Annotated in this window: 14 protein-coding genes and 1 pseudogene; 9 read left to right on the forward strand and 6 right to left on the reverse strand. The window is 71.1% G+C overall.

Going from position 1 to position 19,913, the window contains the following annotated elements:
* Positions 1-40 precede the first annotated feature (40 nt).
* Positions 41-1,516: a peptidoglycan recognition protein family protein gene (locus ABTX60_RS12630; protein WP_352097058.1), complete on the reverse strand. Its 1,476-nt coding sequence runs from the start codon at positions 1,514-1,516 to the stop codon at positions 41-43.
* 150 nt (positions 1,517-1,666) lie between these two features.
* On the opposite strand from ABTX60_RS12630, the gene ABTX60_RS12635 reads away from it, so the two are divergent.
* The 5 genes from ABTX60_RS12635 to ABTX60_RS12655 all read left to right on the forward strand — a co-directional run bounded on the left by ABTX60_RS12635 (position 1,667) and on the right by ABTX60_RS12655 (position 9,957).
* Positions 1,667-2,440, forward strand: coding sequence for a TIGR03089 family protein (locus ABTX60_RS12635; RefSeq protein ID WP_352097059.1), 774 nt, complete (start codon positions 1,667-1,669; stop codon positions 2,438-2,440).
* Between the two features lie 363 nt (positions 2,441-2,803).
* Positions 2,804-4,018, forward strand: coding sequence for an LCP family protein (locus ABTX60_RS12640; protein WP_352097060.1), 1,215 nt, complete (start codon positions 2,804-2,806; stop codon positions 4,016-4,018).
* Between the two features lie 241 nt (positions 4,019-4,259).
* Positions 4,260-6,068, forward strand: coding sequence for an LCP family protein (locus ABTX60_RS12645; RefSeq protein ID WP_352097061.1), 1,809 nt, complete (start codon positions 4,260-4,262; stop codon positions 6,066-6,068).
* A gap of 232 nt (positions 6,069-6,300) precedes the next feature.
* Complete coding sequence (locus ABTX60_RS12650; protein WP_352097062.1) at positions 6,301-8,073, forward strand: LCP family protein; 1,773 nt, start codon at positions 6,301-6,303, stop codon at positions 8,071-8,073.
* A gap of 225 nt (positions 8,074-8,298) precedes the next feature.
* Entirely contained in the window at positions 8,299-9,957 is a 1,659-nt protein-coding gene (locus tag ABTX60_RS12655; protein ID WP_352097063.1) for an LCP family protein, read from the forward strand.
* A gap of 75 nt (positions 9,958-10,032) precedes the next feature.
* Here the strand turns inward: ABTX60_RS12655 and ABTX60_RS12660 are convergent, their stop codons facing one another.
* From ABTX60_RS12660 to ABTX60_RS12670, 3 genes are read right to left on the reverse strand one after another with little or no spacing between them, the layout of a single operon-like run.
* The gene (locus ABTX60_RS12660; protein ID WP_352097064.1) at positions 10,033-11,361 is read right to left on the reverse strand and encodes an ABC transporter permease; all 1,329 of its coding nucleotides are present in this window, start codon (positions 11,359-11,361) and stop codon (positions 10,033-10,035) included.
* Positions 11,361-12,056 carry an ABC transporter ATP-binding protein gene (locus tag ABTX60_RS12665; RefSeq protein ID WP_352097065.1) on the reverse strand — a complete coding sequence of 232 codons (696 nt, stop codon included), beginning with the start codon at positions 12,054-12,056 and terminating at the stop codon, positions 11,361-11,363. The genes ABTX60_RS12660 and ABTX60_RS12665 overlap by 1 nt, the downstream gene beginning before the upstream one ends.
* Positions 12,053-13,426 carry a peptidoglycan-binding protein gene (locus ABTX60_RS12670; protein WP_352097066.1) on the reverse strand — a complete coding sequence of 458 codons (1,374 nt, stop codon included), beginning with the start codon at positions 13,424-13,426 and terminating at the stop codon, positions 12,053-12,055. The genes ABTX60_RS12665 and ABTX60_RS12670 overlap by 4 nt, the downstream gene beginning before the upstream one ends.
* Before the next feature lie 274 nt (positions 13,427-13,700).
* On the opposite strand from ABTX60_RS12670, the gene ABTX60_RS12675 reads away from it, so the two are divergent.
* Both ABTX60_RS12675 and ABTX60_RS12680 read left to right on the forward strand, forming a co-directional pair.
* Positions 13,701-14,102, forward strand: coding sequence for a hypothetical protein (locus ABTX60_RS12675; protein WP_352097067.1), 402 nt, complete (start codon positions 13,701-13,703; stop codon positions 14,100-14,102).
* A 15-nt stretch (positions 14,103-14,117) separates the two neighbouring features.
* A complete protein-coding gene (locus ABTX60_RS12680) occupies positions 14,118-15,071 on the forward strand; it encodes a hypothetical protein (protein ID WP_352097068.1) in 954 nt (317 codons plus the stop codon).
* Positions 15,072-15,165: 94 nt separating this feature from the next.
* Here the strand turns inward: ABTX60_RS12680 and ABTX60_RS12685 are convergent, their stop codons facing one another.
* A complete protein-coding gene (locus ABTX60_RS12685) occupies positions 15,166-16,203 on the reverse strand; it encodes a glycosyltransferase family 2 protein (protein WP_352097069.1) in 1,038 nt (345 codons plus the stop codon).
* 127 nt (positions 16,204-16,330) lie between these two features.
* Between ABTX60_RS12685 and ABTX60_RS12690 the strand changes: the two genes are divergently transcribed.
* A complete protein-coding gene (locus ABTX60_RS12690; protein ID WP_352097070.1) occupies positions 16,331-17,812 on the forward strand; it encodes an LCP family protein in 1,482 nt (493 codons plus the stop codon).
* 64 nt (positions 17,813-17,876) lie between these two features.
* On the opposite strand, the pseudogene ABTX60_RS12695 reads toward ABTX60_RS12690, so the two are convergent.
* A pseudogene (locus ABTX60_RS12695) lies at positions 17,877-18,433 on the reverse strand (acyl-CoA thioesterase).
* A 119-nt stretch (positions 18,434-18,552) separates the two neighbouring features.
* On the opposite strand from ABTX60_RS12695, the gene ABTX60_RS12700 reads away from it, so the two are divergent.
* Positions 18,553-19,854 (forward strand): LCP family protein, encoded by a 1,302-nt coding sequence (locus ABTX60_RS12700; protein WP_352097071.1) that lies wholly within the window; start codon positions 18,553-18,555, stop codon positions 19,852-19,854.
* Positions 19,855-19,913: the final 59 nt, after the last annotated feature.

Here is a 19,913-nt window from a genome sequence, read left to right on the forward strand (position 1 = left end):
GCGTGCCGCCCGCTGCCCCCCGACGGCGGTGAACGTGTGCTCAGCGGCCCTGGTAGCGGGCCGCCTTGGAGCGGGCCGAGCCGAGCTTTCCGTAGAGCTTGCGTCCCGGGCACTCGGTCTTGAAGCCGTCCCGGTGCCCCGAGATCACGTTCAGTCGAACCTTCTTGCCTTTTCGGTGGAGATTGCTGCCGGCCGACTTCAGGTAAGTCTTTCCCTTCGGGTTCATCCGGTACAGCCCCAGCTTCCACGCGGTCAGCCGGGCGATGGCCTTGACCGCGGATTTCGACGGCTTCTTGGTGCCGTAGGACCCGAGGACGGCGATCCCCATGCTGTTGCTGTTGAAACCCAGCGTGTGCGCGCCGAGGACCGGTTTCGCCACGCCCCCGGCACGGCCCTCGTAGATCTTTCCGCACTTGTCGATGAGGAAGTTGTAGCCGATGTCCCGCCATCCCATGCTCTTGACGTGGTAGCGGTAGATACCGCGGATGAGTGAGGGGACCTGCGAGCAGCTGTACTTGTTGCCGCTGGCCGTGTGGTGCACGAAGGCCGCCTTGACCTTCTTCGTGTACCGGAGGCCGCTCTCCCGCAACCCCTCGTTCGCACCCCAGCCGCGCCGCGTGACGATGCCCGGGCGCGGGCCGATGTACGGCTTCGCCTGCCGCTGCTGCTCCGTCAGCACGCCGGCGTTGAAGGCGAGGTATTCCTGCTCGGTCCCGGCGCGGCTCAGTGCCGCGATCTCGGTGGCGCCGAGGGGGGCGAGGCCGGCGTTGGCGGCGGAGGCCTCGATGAGGGCGGAGGACTCGGCGTTTCGGGCGTCGGCGGCGCGGGGGCCCCCGACACCGAGGGATGTGACGTCGGCCTTGCCCGGGTCGACGAGTTCGAGGCGCAGGCCCGAGGGCAGCGGGAGCGCGGCGGGCACTTTGCGGGTGTCCGAGAGGCGCGCGCGGGAGCCGGCCGCCCTGCCGGCGGACTCGGAGCTGACCCGGAGTTCCACACCGTTCGAGTCGCCCACCCACAGCGGTGCCGTGGCGCCGCGGACGCGGCCCGAGGCCCTCTCGGGGGTGTCCGGGTCGGCGGAGTGGTCGGCGTTGTGGGTCTCCAGGTCCTGCCAGCCCGACCAGGTACCGGTGCCGGCGGCGCGCGTGCGGACCCGGACCCGGCCGTGCAGTTCGGCGTCGGGGTCGTCCCAGATGACGCCGACGAGGGAGAAGTGACGTACCGCGCGGCGGGACAGGCCCTGCTCGGTGGAGGGGCCGGAGGGGGTGGCGCGCGTACGGGTGAGGGGTTCGAGGGGGAGGGACTGGGTGCTGCCTGCCACGTACGGTTCGGCCGCGCGCCGCTCGGCCGGGTTCATGGCCGGGGAACCCGCGGGGAGCGCGGGTCTCGCGGCCTCCGTGGCCGGCGCGGGTCTCGCCGGCGCGGATCTCGCCGGCGCCGCGAGGGCGGGAGGGGTGAGGGGGAGGGCCAGAGCTGCCGCGCAGGTGACACCGATCGAGGAAGCAAGGAATCCACGCATGCCCCTGATCTTCGACATAGTCGTACAAGTCTGTCTATTTGGGACTTGACGGGCCGTCGGCCGGGGTTCGGCCGAACCGGTGGCGGATCCGGGGCGCGGCGCTCGGCGGGACGTTGGGTGGAGGCCGGTGCGTTGCGTACGCTTGCGCGGGTGAACGCCACCGATCGCACCCCTGCCGACCTGCTGGGTTCCGCGCTCGCCGCGGATCCGGGACGCCCCCTGGTGACCTTCTACGACGACGCCACGGGCGAACGGGTCGAACTGTCCGTGGCCACCTTCGCCAATTGGGTGGCCAAGACCGCGAACCTCCTCCAGGACGAGCTGTCCGTGGAGCCCGGGGACCGGGTGGCGCTGCTGCTGCCCGCGCACTGGCAGACGGCGGTGTGGCTGCTGGCGTGCGCGTCGGTGGGGGTCGTCGCGGACGTGTCCGGGGAGGCCCGGACAGCCGACGTCGTGGTGAGCGGGCCGGACCGGCTGGAGGAGGCCCGGGCGTGCTCCGGTTCGCGGATCGCGATGGCGCTGCGACCCCTCGGAGGGCGGTTTCCGCAGATGCCCGAGGGCTTCACCGACTACGCGGTGGAGGTGCCGGGGCAGGGTGACCGGTTCGTGCCGTACGCCCCCGTGGATCCGGAGGAGCCTGGGCTGATCGTGGCCGGGCGGGAGTTCAGCGGGGCCGAGGTGGTCGAGCGGGCCCGGGCCGAGGCGACGGCGCTGGGGCTGACCGGGCCGGGGTCGCGGATCCTGTCGGGGCTGCCGTACGACACGTGGGACGGATTGAACGCCGGGCTGTTCGGGCCGCTGGCCACCGGGGGTTCCGTGGTGCTGTGCCGGCACCTGGACCAGGCCGGGGACGGGGTGCTGGACAAGCGGGTGGAGAGCGAACGGGTCACGGTGATCGCCCGCGGCAGCACGGCAGGCCGCTGAGGGCGGGCGTCGCACAGCAGACGCCGTCACGACCACCACCCGGGGCGCGGCGCGAGTTCGTCACCGCCCTGCCGACCGGGCTCGGTGAGCAGGGCTGGACGGCGAACCGCGGGTCGGGCGGGCCGCTCACACCGCGCGTCGCACAGCAGACGCCGTCGCGACCACCACCCGGGGCGCGGCGGGCCGCTCACACCGCGCCTCGCACAGCAGACACCGTCGCCGCCACCCGCGGCACGGCAGGCCGGTAGCCCGGCCTCTCCCCCGTTCGGCCCATCCCCACCCACCCCCCGTCCGCCGGCCGCGCCATGGTCGTAGGAGCAGTGCGCGCGGGGCGTTCCCGGTTCAGGAGGGGTGGTTGCTGCCGTGGGCTACAGGGTCGGTCCGGGCGCGGGGGCGTCCGCCAGCGGGCGGGGGCTGGTGCGTCGGCGGCGACGGCGGTGGGTGCGCGTCACGGCCTTCGGGATCACGGCTCTCCTCGTGGCGGCCGGCGGGGCCGGCTGGGCCGTGTACGCGAAGCTCAGCGGGAACATCACGCCCGACGAGGCCGCCGCCGCCGAACTCGCGCGGTACGACAAGGAGCGGCCCACCTCCCTCGTCAAGGACGCCCGGAACATCCTGCTGATCGGGTCGGACTCGCGTGAGGGGACCGACAACGCCCGCTACGGGCGGGACTCCGGCACCGAGCGGTCCGACACCGCGATCCTGCTGCACCTGTCCGCCGGCCGGGGCAGCGCCACCGCCGTCTCCATCCCCCGGGACCTGATGGTGGACCTGCCGGGCTGCCGGCGCCCGGACGGGTCCCGCAGCGCGCCCCGGTTCGCCATGTTCAACCAGGCTTTCCAGCTGGGCGGTTCGGCCTGCACCATCCGGACCGTGGAGAAGCTGACCGACATCCGCATCGACCACCACGTCGTCGTCGACTTCCACGGCTTCAAGAAGATGGTCGACGCGGTCGACGGCGTCGAGGTGTGCCTGCGGGAGCCGATCGACGACCGGGCCGCCAAGCTGCGGCTGCCCGCCGGGCACGTGACGCTGAACGGCGAGCAGGCCCTCGGCTACGTCCGCGCCCGCAAGACCCTCGGCGACGGCAGCGACACCGAGCGGATGGAGCGGCAGCAGCGATTCCTCGGGGCACTCGTCAACAAGGTGCGCAGCAATAACGTCCTGCTGAACCCGGTGAAGCTGTATCCCGTGCTGGATGCCGCCACGTCGTCCCTCACCACCGACCCGGAACTGGCCAGCTTGCGCGGTTTGTACGATCTTGTGCGCGGTCTGCGCGACATCCCCATGGAACAAGTGCAATTCCTGACCGTCCCCCGGGAGTCGTACGCGTACGACGCCAATCGCGACCAACTCGTGGAGCCCGCGGCGGACCGGCTCTTCGAGCGGCTGCGCACGGACGCACCCCTGGTCGTGGAGGGGAACGGCCCGCGAGGTTCCACCCCGCCGAGCCGTTCCGGCACCCGCGAAGGGTCGTACGGGGGCACGCATCCGGGCCCTCGCCTCGGGCCCGCCGTCACCGTTTCTCCTCCACCGACGTATCGGGGGAACACGGCAGCCGAGGACACCTGCGAGTAAAGCGGACACCAAGGCCACTCCAAGGCAATGGACTCTCCACCCGGGAATGGGCGAATTGCCCGAGTGTGGAGACGTGGCATGGGTCACCGTCGTCGCCCGGCGCCGAAAGGGCCGGTTAGTGTGAGCGATCCGGTGCGCCCGGCCCCGAGGGACGGTCCCGAGGTCGCGCACTGTGTGACCGAGACCCGGGCGCCTTGGAGGGGGAAGGCGCCGCGTCCCCCGACGGAGGAATCAGGCAACCGTGGACGCGCAAGGCCGTGGGCGGGCGGACGACATCGACCCCGCAGATCAGTGGGTGCTCAACCCGAACACCGGCGAATACGAACTGCGACTGGGGCCTTCGGCGCCGCAGTCGGGCGTCCCCTCACCCCGCAGGCCGCGGTCCTCCGAGGCGGCCCCGCCCACGCGCGGCCGTACGGAGGCAGGCGGACGTACGGACTCGCCCGGCCGGTCACGGCCCGAGGCGCCCGGCCGGTCACGGCCCGAGGCGCCCGGCCGGTCGCGGTCCGAGGCGCCGGGCCGCGCGGTGCCGCCGCCGCGCAGGCGCCGCGGGGCGCCGGAGGAGCCGCTGCCGGGACGGCGCGGACGACGCCCGGCGAAGACGGTCTCGAAGAGCAAGAAGGTCCTGCTGTGGACCGGCGGCACGATGGCGTTCGTGCTGGTCGCCGGCGCGGGTGCGGCGTACTTCTACATCGAGCACCTGAACAACAACATCGCGTCCGTCTCCGACGACGGCGCGAGCACCGGTGGCTTCAGCAAGGACAAGGCGATCAACATCCTGCTGATCGGCACGGACAAGCGCACCGGCAAGGGCAACGCCAACTACGGCGACGCGGGCAGTGTCGGGCACGCCGACACCACGATCCTGCTGCACGTCTCCAAGGACCGGTCGAACGCGACCGCGCTGAGCATCCCGCGTGACCTGATCACCGACGTCCCGGACTGCCCGACCACGCAGGCGGACGGCACGCAGAAGATCATCCCCGGTACGCAGCAGGTCCGTTTCAACACGAGCCTCGGCCAGGACGGCCGGACGCCCAGCTGCACGATGCGGACCGTGACCGAGCTGACCGGGGTGAAGCCGGACAACTTCATGGTCGCGGACTTCAACGCGGTCAAGACGCTGACCAGCGCGGTGGGCGGGGTCGAGGTCTGCGTGGGCAAGGACCTCGACGACCCGGACTCGCACCTGAAGCTGTCCAAGGGCATGCACACCATCGAGGGCGAGCAGGCCCTGGCCTTCGTGCGCACCCGGCACGCCGTCGGTTTCGGCGGGGACCTGAGCCGGATCGGGCTGCAGCAGCAGTTCCTGAGCGCGCTGATGCGCAAGCTGAAGTCCAACGACACCCTCACCAGCCCGTCGAAGATGCTCGACCTGGCCGAGGCGGGCACCAAGGCACTGACCGTCGACTCGCAGCTGGACAGCATCGGCAAGCTGAAGGACCTCGGCCTGGAGCTGGGAAAGCTCAACACCAAGAACCTGACGTTCACCACCGTCCCGGTGATCGACAACCCGGCGGAAAAGGTCAAGGCCACCGTCGTGCTCAACGAGTCGACGGCCCCGCAGGTCTTCGACATGATCAGGAACGACGTCTCCTTCACCGCCGTCAAGGAGCAGAAGAAGAAGGAGGCCGCCGCGGTCGCCGCCCGTCTGAAGGGCACCAAGGCCCCGGCCTCCGACGTCCGGGTGCGGATCCTCAACGGCGGTGCCGTCGCCGGCAGCGCGCAGGAGACCCTCAGCTGGCTGCAGAACGAGGAGGGTGTGACCAAGTCCGAGAACGCGGGCAACGCCCCCGCCCCCCTGGCGAAGACCACCCTCGAGTACGCGCCCGACCAGGCCGACCAGGCCCGCCGCCTCGCCGGCATCATGGGTCTGTCCGGGTCCGCGATGAAGCCGGGCAAGAGCGTCACCAACGACCAGGGGCTGCCCGCGATGACGCTGACCCTCGGCAAGGACTTCGAGGGGGCGGGGGTTTCCCTCACCGCACCCACCAAGGCGCCGGAGGGGGTGCAGAAGTCCACCGCCGACAAGGTGGAGTGCGCCAAGTGAGGTGCATTTCCTTCGCGTTCGCCGAACTTCCTTCAAACAAATGGGCGGGATTGCCCAGTTGTGAGAACGTGCAATTTCTCACCCACGTCGCTTGACGCCGAAGTGTGCGGATAGTGTGTGCGATCCAGTGCTCTCACCCATGAGCTCCGTCCTGGGAGAGTGCACTGCTTGACCAGCACCGTGCGCCTTCCGGGGGAGGGCGCCGCGTGGCCCGACGGAGGAACAGGCAACCGTGGACGCGCAAGGCCGTGGGCGGGCGGACGACGTCGATCCCGCAGACCAGTGGGTACTCAACCCGAACACCGGCGAATACGAACTGCGACTGGCCCCTTCCGCAGCGCAGTCGTCCGTTCCCGGGCCCCGTGGCCCCGGTGACCGTGGCCCGACCGGGGCTGGCGGCGCGGCACGCGCCCGCCGGACCGAACCGGCCCGCCGGACCGAACCCGCCCGGCGTTCCGGGGCGGCGGCATCCGGCGGTGAGGCAACCTCCTCGCGCAGACGCACCAGCGCCCCGGCCGACGCGGCCGCGGGGCGGCGCGGGCGCCGTCCGGCGCCGAAGAAGGGGAAGGGCAAGAAGGTCCTGATGTGGACCGGCGGTTCCCTGGCCTTCGTACTCATCGGGACGAGCGCGGCCGCGTACCTCTACTACCAGCACCTCAACAACAACATCACGTCCGTCTCCGACGACGGCGCCGGCACCGGCGGGTTCAGCAAGGACCGCGCGATCAACATCCTGCTGATCGGCACCGACAAGCGCACCGGCAAGGGCAACGAGGGCTACGGCGACAAGGACAGCGCCGGGCACGCGGACACCACGCTGGTGCTGCACGTCTCCAAGGACCGCACGAACGCGACGGTGATGAGCATCCCGCGCGACCTGATCACCGACATCCCGGACTGCCCGACCACGCAGGAGGACGGCTCGGAGAAGGTCATCCCGGGCAAGCAGCGCACCCGCTTCAACAACAGCCTGGGGCAGGAGGAGCGGACGCCGAGCTGCACCATGCGCACGATCACCGAGCTCACCGGACTGAAGATGGACCACTTCATGGTGGCCGACTTCAACGCGGTCAAGACGCTGTCCAGCGCGGTGGGCGGGGTCAAGGTCTGTCTGGCCAAGGACATCAAGGACCCCGACTCCAAGCTCGACCTGCCCAAGGGCGAGCACACGATCGAGGGCGAGGAGGCGCTGGCCTTCGTACGGACCCGGCACTCCGTGGGCTTCGGCGGTGACCTGAGCCGGATCGAACTGCAACAGCAGTTCCTGAGCTCCATGATGCGCAGCCTGAAGTCCAACGACACCCTGACCAGCCCGCCAAAGATGCTCAAGCTGGCCGAGGCGGGCACCGAGGCGCTGACCGTCGACTCGCGGATCAGCACGATCAAGAAACTGGCCGATCTCGGGGCAGAACTGGGCAAGTTCGACACGAAGAACCTCACGTTCGCGACCGTGCCCGTCGTCGACAACCCCGCGGAGAAGATCAAGGCCACGGTGGTCCTGAAGGAGCCTCAGGCCCAGCAGCTGTTCGCGATGGTCCGCGACGACGTGTCGCTGACCGCGGTGAAGCAGGAGAAGAAGAAGGAGAAGGCCGCCGAGGCCGCCCGGCTAAAGGGCACCAAGGCACCGGCCTCCGAGGTCCGGGTGCGGATCCTCAACGGCGGTGCTGTCGCGGGCAGCGCCCAGGAGACCCTCAGCTGGCTGCAGGTCCAGGAGGGCGTGACCAAGTCCGAGAACGCGGGCAACGCCGAACAGCCGCTGGCCAAAACCACGCTGGAGTACGGGCCCGACGAGGCGGACCAGGCGCGCCGGCTCGCGGAGATCATGGGCCTGTCCGGGGCCGCGCTCAAGCCGGGCAAGAGCGTGACCAACTCCCAGGGGGTGCCGGCGATGACGCTGACCCTGGGCAAGGACTTCGAGGGCGCGGGCGTTCCCCTCACCACTCCGGCGAAGGTGCCGGACGACGTGCAGAAGGCCACGGCCGACAAGGTCGAGTGCGCGAAGTGACCTGACCGTCCCTTCCTGCGTCTAACAGGTGGACGGAGCAAGCCCGGACGAATCGGCCGGGTGTACATCCGACCGGGCATGTCAGAGGTCCAACCAGAAGCGGGGACGACCGTGCTCCGGCGGAGCAGTGGGGGAACCCGTGGTCCGGACGGACACGGGTCACCCGTGATCCGAACATGACGCGGGGCGACCCGTGGGTCGGCCATTGGGGTGGGGAGGCAGGGTATGGCGCAGAGTGACGTGCGCGCAGGCGGCACACGGCACGATTCGGGCGGCCCGTCCCAGGACGAACGTCCGGGGACGGCGGCGCCCGCCGCGGGCGGGGGCGAGGGGGGCAGAGGCGGCCGCGGCCGTCGGCGCGGCCGGCGACGCGGCGGCGGACGCCGGATATTGCGTTGGTCCGCGATCGTGCTGTCGGTCCTGATACTCGGGACGGCCGGCGCCGGATACCTCTACTACCGCCATCTCAACGGCAACATCGACAAGGGCAAACGCAACGCCGGCGAGTCCGACGTCAAGAAGACCGGCCCCAACGCGGCGGGCCAGACACCCCTCAACATCCTGCTCATCGGCTCCGACAGCCGGAACTCGGCGGAGAACGTCAAGCTCGGCGGCGGCAGGGACAACGTCGGCAGCAAGCCCCTGGCGGACGTGCAGATGCTCCTGCACGTCTCGGCGGACCGCGAGAGCGCGTCCGTGGTGAGCATCCCGCGGGACACCCGGGTGGACATCCCCAAGTGCGTGGACCCCGACACCGGGGAGAAGTACCCGGCGAAGAACACGATCATCAACGAGACGCTCCAGCGCGGCGGCCCTGGCTGCACCCTCGCCACCTGGCAGAACATGACCGGTGTGTACATCGACCACTGGATGATGGTCGACTTCGCCGGAGTGGTGGACATGGCGGACGCCATCGGCGGTGTCCCGGTCTGCGTCAACCAGAACGTGTGGGACCGGCCGCTGCCCGGCCAGGGCGGCGGCTCCGGACTGAAGCTGAAGGCCGGCACGCACAAGGTGCAGGGCAAGGAGGCGCTGCAGTGGCTGCGCACCCGCCACGCCTGGGGCAGTGACCCGCTGCGCGCCAAGGCCCAGCACATGTACATGAACGCGATGATCCGGACGCTGAAGGACCAGAACGTCTTCACCGACACCGGCCGCCTGATGGGCCTGGCCGAGGCGGGCACGAAGGCGCTGAAGGTGTCCGAGGAGATCGGCACGGTCAAGGAGCTGTACGACGTCGGCATGCAGCTGAAGTCGGTCCCGACGAACCGCATCACGATGACGACGATGCCGTGGATCGAGGACCCCCTGAACCGCAACCACCTGGTGCCCAAGCCGGAGGACGCCGACAAGTTGTGGGCGATGCTCCGCGACGACGTGTCCTTCGACAAGAGCGGCAAGGCGCGCGCGGCCACGGACGCGGGCCCGTCCCCCGCTTCGGTGAAGGCCACCGGACCGGCCGCCGCGCCGGCCGCGGGGCTGTCGGTCTCCGTCGTCAACGGCACGGCCGGTGAGGAGCAGGCCGCCGTTCCCCAGCGGGCCGCCGCGGTCGTGGCGGCGCTGCAGCGGCAGGGTTTCACCCGGGCCGTCGCCGCGAGCGGGCAGGACCCGCAGGCCCGGACCCGGGTGACGTACCCGAAGAGCACGGGCGAGCAGGGCCGGGCCAACGCGCTGTCGGTGGCGAAGGCGGTCGGCGTCCCGAGCAGCCAGGTGCGGGCCACGGACGACGTGACCACCACGCTGACCATCGGCAGCGACTGGCGGGAGGGCACGACGTACCCGAAGCAGAAGGCGCCCGAGGCGGGTGACCTGCCCGACTCCGCCGACGCGCTGACCGCGGACAAGACGGAGTGCATGAACGTGTACAAGCCCTACCGGTGGTGACCACGTCCGCTGCATGAGAGAGCGGGGCCCGCCGTCCGGGAGGACGGCGGGCCCCGCTTCGTGTCCGGTGGCGGGTCAGCGGCGCAGTGCCTCCGCCGGCTGGATGCGGCTGGCGCGCCAGGACGGGTAGAGACCGGCGAGCACACCGGTCGCCAGGCCGACCAGGGGAGCGGTCACGACCGTCGCCGGATGGATGACGGGCGTCCACTCGCGGTGGACGGCCATGACGACGACGGTCACCGTGCCAAGGCTCGTGCCGATCAGTCCGCCGAGTGCGCCGAGCGCGCCCGACTCGGCCAGGAACTGGACCGTGATGTGGCGGCCGCGGGCGCCGAGCGCGCGGCGCAGGCCGATCTCCCCGGTGCGCTCCAGCACGGCGACGAGTGTGGTGTTGGCGATGCCGACCGCCCCGATGACCAGGCAGATCCCGGCCAGCAGCATGAAGAGCTGGTTCAGGTCGGACGTGACATCACCACGCAGGGTCTTCGGGTCGGGCGGGGGTACGACCTTGAAGTGCTCGGGGTGGGCCGGGTCGAGCGCGAGTGCCGCCTCGGAGGCGATCTGCCGGGCGGCGCCGAGGTCGGTGGAGATAAGCATCTTGGCCCGCTCACCGCTCTGGGGTCCGCCCCAGATCTCCTCGGCGGTGGTGCGCGGTACCACGACCGACAGCAGCAGGTCGGCCTTGCGCTCCACGTCGTCGACGATGCCGATGACGGTGAAGGCGCGGTCCCCGACGAAGACGGCGGGGGAGGTCTCCAGGGTGCTGATGCCCAGGCGGGACGCGAGCCCCGAGCCGATCACGGCGACGTTCTCCCCGTGCCGGTCGTGGTACGCGTCGAAGGTCCGGCCCTGTGCCAGGCTCGGCTCGGCCGCCGCGAGGACTCCGGGCGAGGCGGCGACGACCTGCGCCTGCTCCCCCGCAGCGCCGGCCGAGGCGGGCGCTGCGCCGACGGTGGTGCCGGGACCGAGCCGGACGGGCCAGTACACCCCGGCCTCACGGACTCCGCCCAGTGCCTCGATACGGCGGTCGGCGTCCGCCGGGAAGGCGTTGGCGAGGAACTCGGGCTGCTCGCCGCCGGTGTCCTCGACGGTCACCTCGGTGGCGGTCAGTTCGTTGAAGCGGGAGTCGATCTGTGAGGACGTGGTCGCCGTCAGCCCGAGGACCGCGACGAACGTACCGACGCCGAGCACCGTGCCGAGCGCCGTCAGCGCGGAGCGGGCGGGTCGCTGGAGGATCCCGGCGACGGACTCCGAGAGCAGGTCGCGGGGGCTGAACCGGGAGCGCTCGGCACGGGGTACGCCCCGCGCGACCCTCCCGAAGCCCGGCAGGCGAAGACCCTTGAGGGCGCCGGGACTCTTGAGGTTGAGGGTCCCGGGCTTTCCGAGGTTCTTGAGGGCCGGCATCAGACTCCCACCTGCTCCGTCAGCACCCCGTCCCGGATGGCGACGGTCCGCCGGCCTCGGGCCGCGACGTCCGGGGCGTGCGTGATCACGACGAGGGTGATGCCGTCCGCGTGCAGTTCGTCGAGGAGGGCCAGGACCGACTCCGCCGTCTGTGTGTCGAGGTTGCCGGTCGGCTCGTCGCACAGCAGCAGGGACGGCCGGGCGACCAGGGCCCGGGCGATGGCGACGCGCTGGCGTTCACCGCCGGACAGCCGGGTGGGCAGCGCGTCGGTGCGGTGGCCGAGGCCCACCCGGTGCAGCGCCTCTCGGGCGCGTTCCCGGCGGCCGCGGCGGGCGCCGCCGTTGTAGACCATGGCCAGCTCGACGTTCTCCAGGGCGGAGCGGTGCGGCAGCAGGTGGAAACTCTGGAACACGAAGCCGATGCGCCGGCCGCGCAGTCCGGTGCGCTCGCCGTCGGCGAGGGGGCCGGTGTCGATGCCGTCGAGCAGGTACCGGCCCTCGGTGGGCGCGTCCAGCAGCCCCGCGATGTTGAGGAACGTCGACTTGCCCGATCCGGAGGGGCCCACGACCGTGACGTAGTCGCCCTGCCGCACCACCAGGTCGCAGGGTTTGAGGGCCGGTACGGGCGGTGGCCCGGGATAGGTCAGCCCCACCCCGCGGAACTCGATGACCGGCGGCGCGCCGGCCGTGCTCACCTGGCGGTCCCGTCGCCCGCCGCGGACCGGACCCCGACGACGACCTTGTCGCCCGCCGCGAGCCGGGCGCCGCCCACCGGGGTCACCGCTGTGTAGCCGTCACCGGAGGTGCCGGGCCGTACCTCCACGCGCCGCCGCTCGCCGGAGCCGTCCAGGACGGTGACGGTGGTGCGCGCGTCGGCACCGGCGGACAGCGCGGAGACCGGGACGACGAGGACCTTGCCGTCGGAGGAGCCGGCCTCGACGGTGAGCCGTACGTCCTGGCCGGCCAGGCGGGCCGGGAGGGCGGAGTCGGGCTTGACGGTGACCGCATAGCCCTGTCCGGCGGGTGCCGCGGCGGCCGCGCCGTCACCGCCGCCGTCCGCCTCGGGGACGGTGGGTGTGTCGGCGACCGTGCCGACGGTGCCGGTGAGTTCCTGGCCGTAGACCTCGGAGAGCACCTCGACCTTCTGACCGGGACGGACGAGGTCCTTCTCCTGGGCGCCCAGGAAGCCGGTGACGACGAGCCGGCCGGCGGAGACGGTGGCGAGCTTCTCGCCCGCGGCCGTGCCGACCTTGGCGGTCATGCTGTCGACGCGGGCCGGGAAGCCGGAGAGGAACACGACCTCGGAGGCGGGCACCATCGGCCCCGACACGGCCTCGGCCTCTGCGAGTGCGGTCTTCGCCTCGGTGAGGTCCTCGCGGGCGTAGCGGATCTCGTCGGCGTCCGCCTTGTCGCCGAGCAGTTGGTCGAGGGCGCGCTGGGCGCTCTTCACCTCGTCGCGGGCGCCCTTCAGCGGATCGGCGCCGTCCTTGCCGCCGCCCGCGGTGACGGGTTCGTAGCCGATGGCGGCGTACAGCGCGGCGACGGCCTGCTTGGTGCCGGGGCCGTAGGTGCCGGCGGTGTCGGCGCCGGTGCCGTGACCGAGGTCGCGCAGTGCCTTCTGCAGCTGGCGTACGTCGTCGCCGCGGGAGCCGGGCTTGAGGTCGCGGTAGACGGGGAGCTCGCCGCGCAGGGCGAAGACCGGACGGCCGGAGACCTCGACGAGGACGCGGCCGCCGCGAAAGGTCTGACCGGAACGCACCATCACCTTGGTGACCACGGGCCGGGCGACGTCCTCGGCGGCGGTGCCGGCGGGGGCGATGTCCACCATCTGGGAGGCGGAGACCGTGCCCCGGGTGACGACCGTGTCGGCGAGGACCCGCCGCTCGACGGGTGCGGTGAGGACGTCGGGAGCCGGTGGCCGGGCCTCGGCCGCGGCCTGCGCGGGCGACTTCACGTAGGCGGACGTCCACAGTGCGGCACCGACGAGCACGACCGATCCCGCGGCCAGCGCGGTCAGCGACCGCCTGCGCCGGGTCAGGCCGGAGCTCTCCCCCTGCTTCGACAACTGACACTCCCCCAGCAACGGACGATGTGCGCCGGTGCGCCTTCACCCCATCCGGCGGCCACCTTCACATCGTCATGGTCACGCCGACATGACCATTTTCGTTCGGTCAAAGTCATGTTACTTGTTATCAAAGCCACTTGACGACCGATTACTTACGGCCACGGTGATCTTTTTTGAGCCACAAGCATCACCGCGCTTGCACTCCCATGAGCAACTCATGCGAAGATCCTGCGCCGTTGGGCACACAACCCTCACAGGAAACGGGGAGAAACTGATGAGAGGTCGTTCCATCTTCGCCGCGGCTGCGATCGCACTGGGCACGCTCGCGCTGAGCTCGGCGCCGGCCCAGGCCGGTTACAACGACGGCCGCTGCGACAGCGGCGAGCTGTGCATGTACTACCACTCGACCCAGTACGGCGCGTCGTCCTACGTCGACTACTACGACGAGGAGCCGAGCCACCACGACGACGTGTTCCGCTCCAGCGGTGCGGGCAAGGGCCTGGTCGTGGGCAACAACGCGTCGTCCGCGAAGTGCGAAGGCACCCGCTACAACTACGCGATCTTCTTCAACTCCAACTTCAACGGGCAGCGGCACAACCACACCTGCGACGGTGTGCGCCGCAACACCCCGGGCTGGCTGCAGAACAACAACGCCTCCAGCTACGAGCCCTTCTAGGGCGCGGACGATCCCATGCCGCGCAGTACCACCGCACGACGGCTCGGGGCGGCGCTGGTGTGCGCCGCCCTCGGGCTGACAGCCTGCTCCTCGGGCTCCGGGGACGACGACACGCCGGGCTCCCGCTCCAGCGCCGCCCCGCCGGTCGACTTCAAGAACCCTCCGAAGGTAAGCGCCACCCCGAGCATGGCCGCCTCGGTCGATCTCGAACTGCCGCTGGAGGCGTACGCCTGGACCGACACCGAGCTGCGCACCCGGCGGCAGGGCGAGGACCTGCTCGCCGCCGCGTGCATGCGTGACCACGGCTTCGACCTGGAACCCCGGCCGCCGTACCGGGGCGACAAGGCCCTGCGGGACGCCAACCGCTACGGGGTGTCCGACCCGGACAAGGCCTCCCGCTTCGGCTACCACCCGGACCCTTCCGCGCGCGGGCCCAAGCCGCCGAAGGAGAACTACTCGAGCGCCGAGTCGCTCGTGCTGTTCGGCCCTCGGGAAGGGCAGAACGCCCAGGCGAAGCAGAACGGCAAGGCCATCCCCAAGGGGGGTTGCTGGGGCAAATCCCTGCGCGACCTCGCCTCCAAGGGACCCAAGGTCCACCCGGACCAGGAGGAGTTCGCCGACCAGCTCGCCGGCTTCGCCTACCAGGAGTCCCAGAAGGACTCCCGGGTGAAGAAGGCGTTCACCGCCTGGTCAGCCTGTATGAAGGAGCGGGGCTACTCCTACTCCTCCCCCATGGGCGCCGTGGAGGACAAGCGGTTCGCCCGGTCGGCCACCGCCTCGGCCGAGGAGATCCGCGTCGCCCAGGCCGATGTCGCCTGCAAACGCGAGCACAACGTGATCGGCGTCTGGTACGCCGTCGAGGTCGCGTACCAGGAGCGGGCGATCGAGAAGAACGAGCAGTTGCTGAACACGCTCAAGGAACGCAAGAGCACCATTCTGAAGGCCGCGGCCGCCGCCGGGGCCCGCTGACCGGACGGGACGAGCACCGCACTCCGGCCTCCGGCCCGCGCACACACCAGGGGCCCCCTCCCCGCAAGGGAAGGGGGCCCCTGGCCGTGTCGGGTCAGCTCGTGGTGGCGTCGGCGCGCACCGCGGGGCGCCGGGAGGCGATGACCTTCCGCGCCAGCGCCCGCGGGCTGGTCAGGAAGCCCCAGCCCCACGACATGTGCATGGTGGCCAGCGCCACGGGGATCTGCAGCCGCGCCTTCGGCGGCAGACCCTTGCCCGCCGGGACCGAGCCGAGCACGATCGCCGCGAGGTAGCCGCCGGGTACCACGAAGCCCCACGGCGTCAGCAGGGCACCCACCAGGATCCCGGCCCCGATCGCGCACACGGCGGTCGGCGGGGCGAGGTAGCGCAGGTTGATCGAGCCCTCGTGGAAGCGGGCGACCACGTGCCGCCAGCGGCCGTAGTCCTTGTACTGCTTGGCGAGCGCCTTCACGCTCGGACGGGGCCGGTACGACACCTTCAGCTCGGGCGAGAACCAGATCAGGCCGCCCGCCTCCCGGATGCGGAAGTTCAGCTCCCAGTCCTGGGCGCGGATGAACTCCACGTTGTAACCGCCCTGCCGCTCCAGCGCCTCGCGCCGGAACACGCCGAGGTAGACGGTCTCGGCCGGGCCGGCCTGGCCACCGGTGTGGAAGGCGGCGTTGCCGACCCCTATCTTCGAGGTCATCGCGGCGGCGACCGCGTGCTCCCAGTCGTTCTCGCCCTCGGCGTGCATGATGCCGCCGACGTTCTGCGCGCCGGTCTCCTCCAGGAGCCGTACCGCGGTCGCGATGTAGTTCGGCGAGAGCATGCCGTGCCCGTCGACGCGGACGACGATCGGATGCCGGGAGGCGTTGATCGCCGCGTTCAGCGCCGCGGGCGTACGGCCGGTGGGGTTGGGGACGGTGTGGACACGCGCGTCTTCTGCCACGAGCTCGGCGGCGATCTCGTCCGTGCGGTCCGTGGACGGACCGAGGGCGATCACGACCTCCATCTCGCCGGCGTACTCCTGCGCGAGGATCGCTTGGACTGCTCCCCGCAGATGCCGCTCCTCGTCGAGGACGGGCATGATCACGGAAACGGCGGGGAGCCGCACGTCGGGATTGGCGTTCATAGGGGGGTCACGTTACCGCGAACGGGGGACACCGGTGCGCGCCGCCGGGGCGGTACCGCAGGCCGCAGATCGTATCGGCCTACGGTTTCACACATCCCACGTACGGCCGTCGTCCGGAGGTGTTCCCATGCCCACGCCGCCGCGGTCCTCCCGGTCCACCGCCGGCCCCCAGCGCCGCCCGCAGCCCCCGTCGCCCCGCCGCGCTCCGCGCCGACCCGCACCGCCCGCGCGCAAGCCGCGCTGGGTCTTGCGGGCGTTCACCACGCTGTCCGTGGTGGTCCTCGCCTCCGCCGGCATCGGGCACGCGGTGATGACCAGCCTGGACGCGGACATCACCCGGGTCGACCCCTTCAAGGACATGAAGAACCGCCCGCAGGCGGGCCACGGCATGAACCTCCTGCTCGTCGGCACCGACGGCCGGGAGAAGATCGGCCGGGAGGAGCGGCGCACGTACCGGCTGGGCGGTGCGCCCTGCCACTGCACCGACACGATCATGATCGTGCACATCTCGGAGAACCGGGACCGGGCCAGCGTGGTGAGCCTGCCGCGCGACTCGTACGCGGTGACGCCGGCGCATGTCGACCGTACGTCCGGCAAGCGGCACGACGGACACCCCCTCAAGCTGAACGCCGCGTACGCCGAGGGTGGGCCGCAGCTGACCGTGCGCACCGTCGAGAACATGACCAAGGTGAAGATCGACCACTATCTGGAGGTCGACTTCACCAGCTTCATGAAGACGGTGGACGTCGTCGGGGGCGTGCAGATCTGCACCGCCGACCCTTTGCAGGACAGCTACACCGGACTGAACCTCCCGGCCGGCCGGCACACGCTCCGGGGCGGGCAGGCGCTCCAGTTCGTGCGCGCCCGCCATGTGGACGGGGCCTCCGACCTGGGCCGCATGAAGCGGCAGCAGCGCTTCATGGCGGCGCTCGTGGACCGGCTCACCTCGTCCGGCATCCTCCTCAACCCGATGAAGTTCCGGGACGTGACGCGGGCGGTGCTGGGCTCGGTACGGGCGGACAAGGGCTTCGGCACGGACGAGATGCTGGACCTGGGCCGCGCCATGCGGAACTTCTCCCCCTCCTCCTCCGAGTTCACCACCGTCCCGGTCGGGCAGATGGGGTACGTCGTGAAGGACGTCGGCTCCACGTTGAAGTGGGACCCGGTGAAGGCGGAGCGCCTCTTCCACGCCCTGCGCGAGGACCAGCCGCTGTCGGTGCACCGGCCGCGCGGCGCCGCCCGGGTCGTCCCGGTCGCCCCGCAGCAGATCCGTGTGCAGGTGGAGAACGGCACCCGCACGCCCGGCCTCGGCCGCAGGGTGGACGCGGCCCTGGCGGCGACGGGCTTCAGCACGACCCACGCGCCGGTGAACGCCGCCACCCTCGACGTGAAGCGCACGGTCGTCGCCTACGACCCCCGCTGGGACCGCTCGGCGAAGTCCCTCGCGACCGCCCTGCCGGGCAGTGAGCTGCGCGCGGTCGCGGGCCTGGGCGCGACCCTGAAGGTGATCGCGGGCCAGGACTTCGAACGCGTCCGCAAGGTACGGGCCGAGGACCCGGGACAGGGCGAGTTCGGGGTGGTGCGGGGGGACGAGGTGGCGTGCGGTTAGGGCCGGCCGTCCGGCCCGAGGGCCTGCCGCTCGGCTCCGGGTCCGGCAGTCCAGGTGGCCCGGGTCAGTCCTCGAAGCCCTCCGCAGCCCGCTTCTCGCGCAGGTCCATGATCGCGCGGCGGCGGGCCAGGCGGTGGGTGCGGCGGATCTGGGCCTCCTGGTAGCGGCGCTTGTCGCGCTCCGTCTCCGGGAGGACCGGCGGAACCCGGCGGGGCTTGCCGTCGGCGTCGACCGCCGCGAAGACGAGGTAGGCGGAGCCGACCTGCGTGGGCGGGGCGGACTCGTTCCAGCGTTCGGCCAGGACCCGGACGCCGACCTCCATGGACGTCCGGCCGGTCCAGTTGACCTGCGCCTTGACGTGGACCAGGTCACCGACGCGGACCGGCTCCAGGAACGCCATCTCGTCCATGGACGCGGTGACCGCCGGCCCGCCGGAGTGCCGTCCGGCCACGGCCCCCGCCGCGTCGTCGACCAGCTTCATGATCACCCCACCGTGCACGGTCCCCAGAAGGTTCGTGTCGTTGTGGGTCATGATGTGGCTGAGGGTGGTGCGGGACGCCGAAGTCGGCTTGCCGGGATATCCGGACTGCCGGAATCCGCGGCTGGGGCCTGGTCTGTCATGGCCTCTACCTTAAGCCGAGGCCGCACGTGGGGGTTTTGTGTCAGCTTCGCCACAGCCGTGCTCTGATTTTCCGACGACTCTTGTATGGCGCACTACGGGGACCTGCACACTGGGGCGCATGAATGACTGGCCCGAGGGATTCACCGGCGACAACCGCGGCAACCGCTTCGGACGCGGCAGCTCGAGCTCCCAGCCCGAGAGCGCCCGCGTCATGCGGCAGGTCCGCCGCGGCCCGGCGGCATCGCCCGGGCAGGCGGGATACGGCGGTGCCCCGCCGTACGGCGGCGGCGTACCGCAGCAGCCGTCCTACGTGGACGGCGGCGGCCACGGCCCCGGTGACGGCTACGACAGCGGCTACAACACCGGCCAGGTCTACGGCTCCCCCGGCGGCAGAGGCCCCGGCGGCCCGGGCGACGGCATGTACGAGCCGCGTCCGGCGCCGAACTGGCGCCGCCGCATCAAGGTGACGTCCATCACGCTGGTGACGCTGCTGGTCGTGACGAGCGTCGGCACGTACTTCTGGGCCGACTCCAAGCTCAACCGCGAGGTCGACCTGTCGAAGGTCATCGACCGTCCGGAGGCGGGTGAGGGCACGAACTACCTGATCGTCGGCTCCGACAGCCGCAAGGGCATGTCGGCCGAGGAGAAGAAGAAGCTGCACACCGGGTCCGCCGAGGGCAAGCGCACGGACTCGATGATGATCCTGCACACCGGCGGCGGCGCCCCGACGCTGGTCTCGCTGCCGCGCGACTCCAACGTCACGATCCCGTCGTTCAAGGGCTCCGACTCCGGCAAGCTCTACCCGGCCACGGGCCGCCAGACCAAGCTGAACGCGGCCTACGCCGAGGACGGCCCGGAGCTGCTGGTCCGCACGGTCGAGGCCAACACCGGCCTGCGCATCGACCACTACGTGGAGATCGGCTTCGCCGGTTTCGCGAACATCGTGGACGCGGTCGGCGGCGTAGAGATGGACATCCCGCAGGACATCAAGGACACCAAGTCCGGCGCGGACCTGAAGAAGGGCAAGCAGACGCTGAACGGCGAACAGGCCCTCGCCTTCGTCCGCACCCGCTACGCACTCGCCGGCTCCGACCTGGACCGTACGAAGAACCAGCAGAAGTTCCTCTCGGCCCTGGCCAACCAGGTCGCCACCCCGGGCACCGTCCTGAACCCCTTCAAGCTGTACCCGACCATGAGCGCCGGTCTCGACACCCTCGTGGTCGACAAGGACATGGGCCTGTTCGACCTGGCCGACATGTTCTGGGCGATGAAGGGCGTCAGCGGCGGCGAGGGCAAGTCGATGAACATGCCGATCGCGGGCAACACCGCCAACGGCAACCTCCAGTGGGACACCGCGAAGGTGAAGACGCTGGTGAACGAGCTGAAGAACGACGAGAAGGTCACCGTCTCGAGCAACTGAGCGGGCGGGCGACGCAAAGGGGGCACCCGGGCGGGTGCCCCCTTTGCCGTGCGGTGGTT

Origin of the sequence: Streptomyces sp. NPDC126510, from assembly GCF_040302345.1 — a bacterium.
In the GTDB taxonomy this organism is placed as follows: domain Bacteria; phylum Actinomycetota; class Actinomycetes; order Streptomycetales; family Streptomycetaceae; genus Streptomyces.

Excerpts from the sequence above, each read along its gene's own strand:
- ABTX60_RS12630 (WP_352097058.1), bottom strand. The coding sequence starts at position 1,516 with ATGCGTGGATTCCTTGCTTCCTCGATCGGTGTCACCTGCGCGGCAGCT.
- ABTX60_RS12655 (WP_352097063.1), top strand. The coding sequence starts at position 8,299 with ATGGCGCAGAGTGACGTGCGCGCAGGCGGCACACGGCACGATTCGGGC.
- ABTX60_RS12660 (WP_352097064.1), bottom strand. The coding sequence starts at position 11,361 with ATGCCGGCCCTCAAGAACCTCGGAAAGCCCGGGACCCTCAACCTCAAG.
- ABTX60_RS12675 (WP_352097067.1), top strand. The coding sequence starts at position 13,701 with ATGAGAGGTCGTTCCATCTTCGCCGCGGCTGCGATCGCACTGGGCACG.
- ABTX60_RS12680 (WP_352097068.1), top strand. The coding sequence starts at position 14,118 with ATGCCGCGCAGTACCACCGCACGACGGCTCGGGGCGGCGCTGGTGTGC.
- ABTX60_RS12685 (WP_352097069.1), bottom strand. The coding sequence starts at position 16,203 with ATGAACGCCAATCCCGACGTGCGGCTCCCCGCCGTTTCCGTGATCATG.
- ABTX60_RS12690 (WP_352097070.1), top strand. The coding sequence starts at position 16,331 with ATGCCCACGCCGCCGCGGTCCTCCCGGTCCACCGCCGGCCCCCAGCGC.
- ABTX60_RS12700 (WP_352097071.1), top strand. The coding sequence starts at position 18,553 with ATGAATGACTGGCCCGAGGGATTCACCGGCGACAACCGCGGCAACCGC.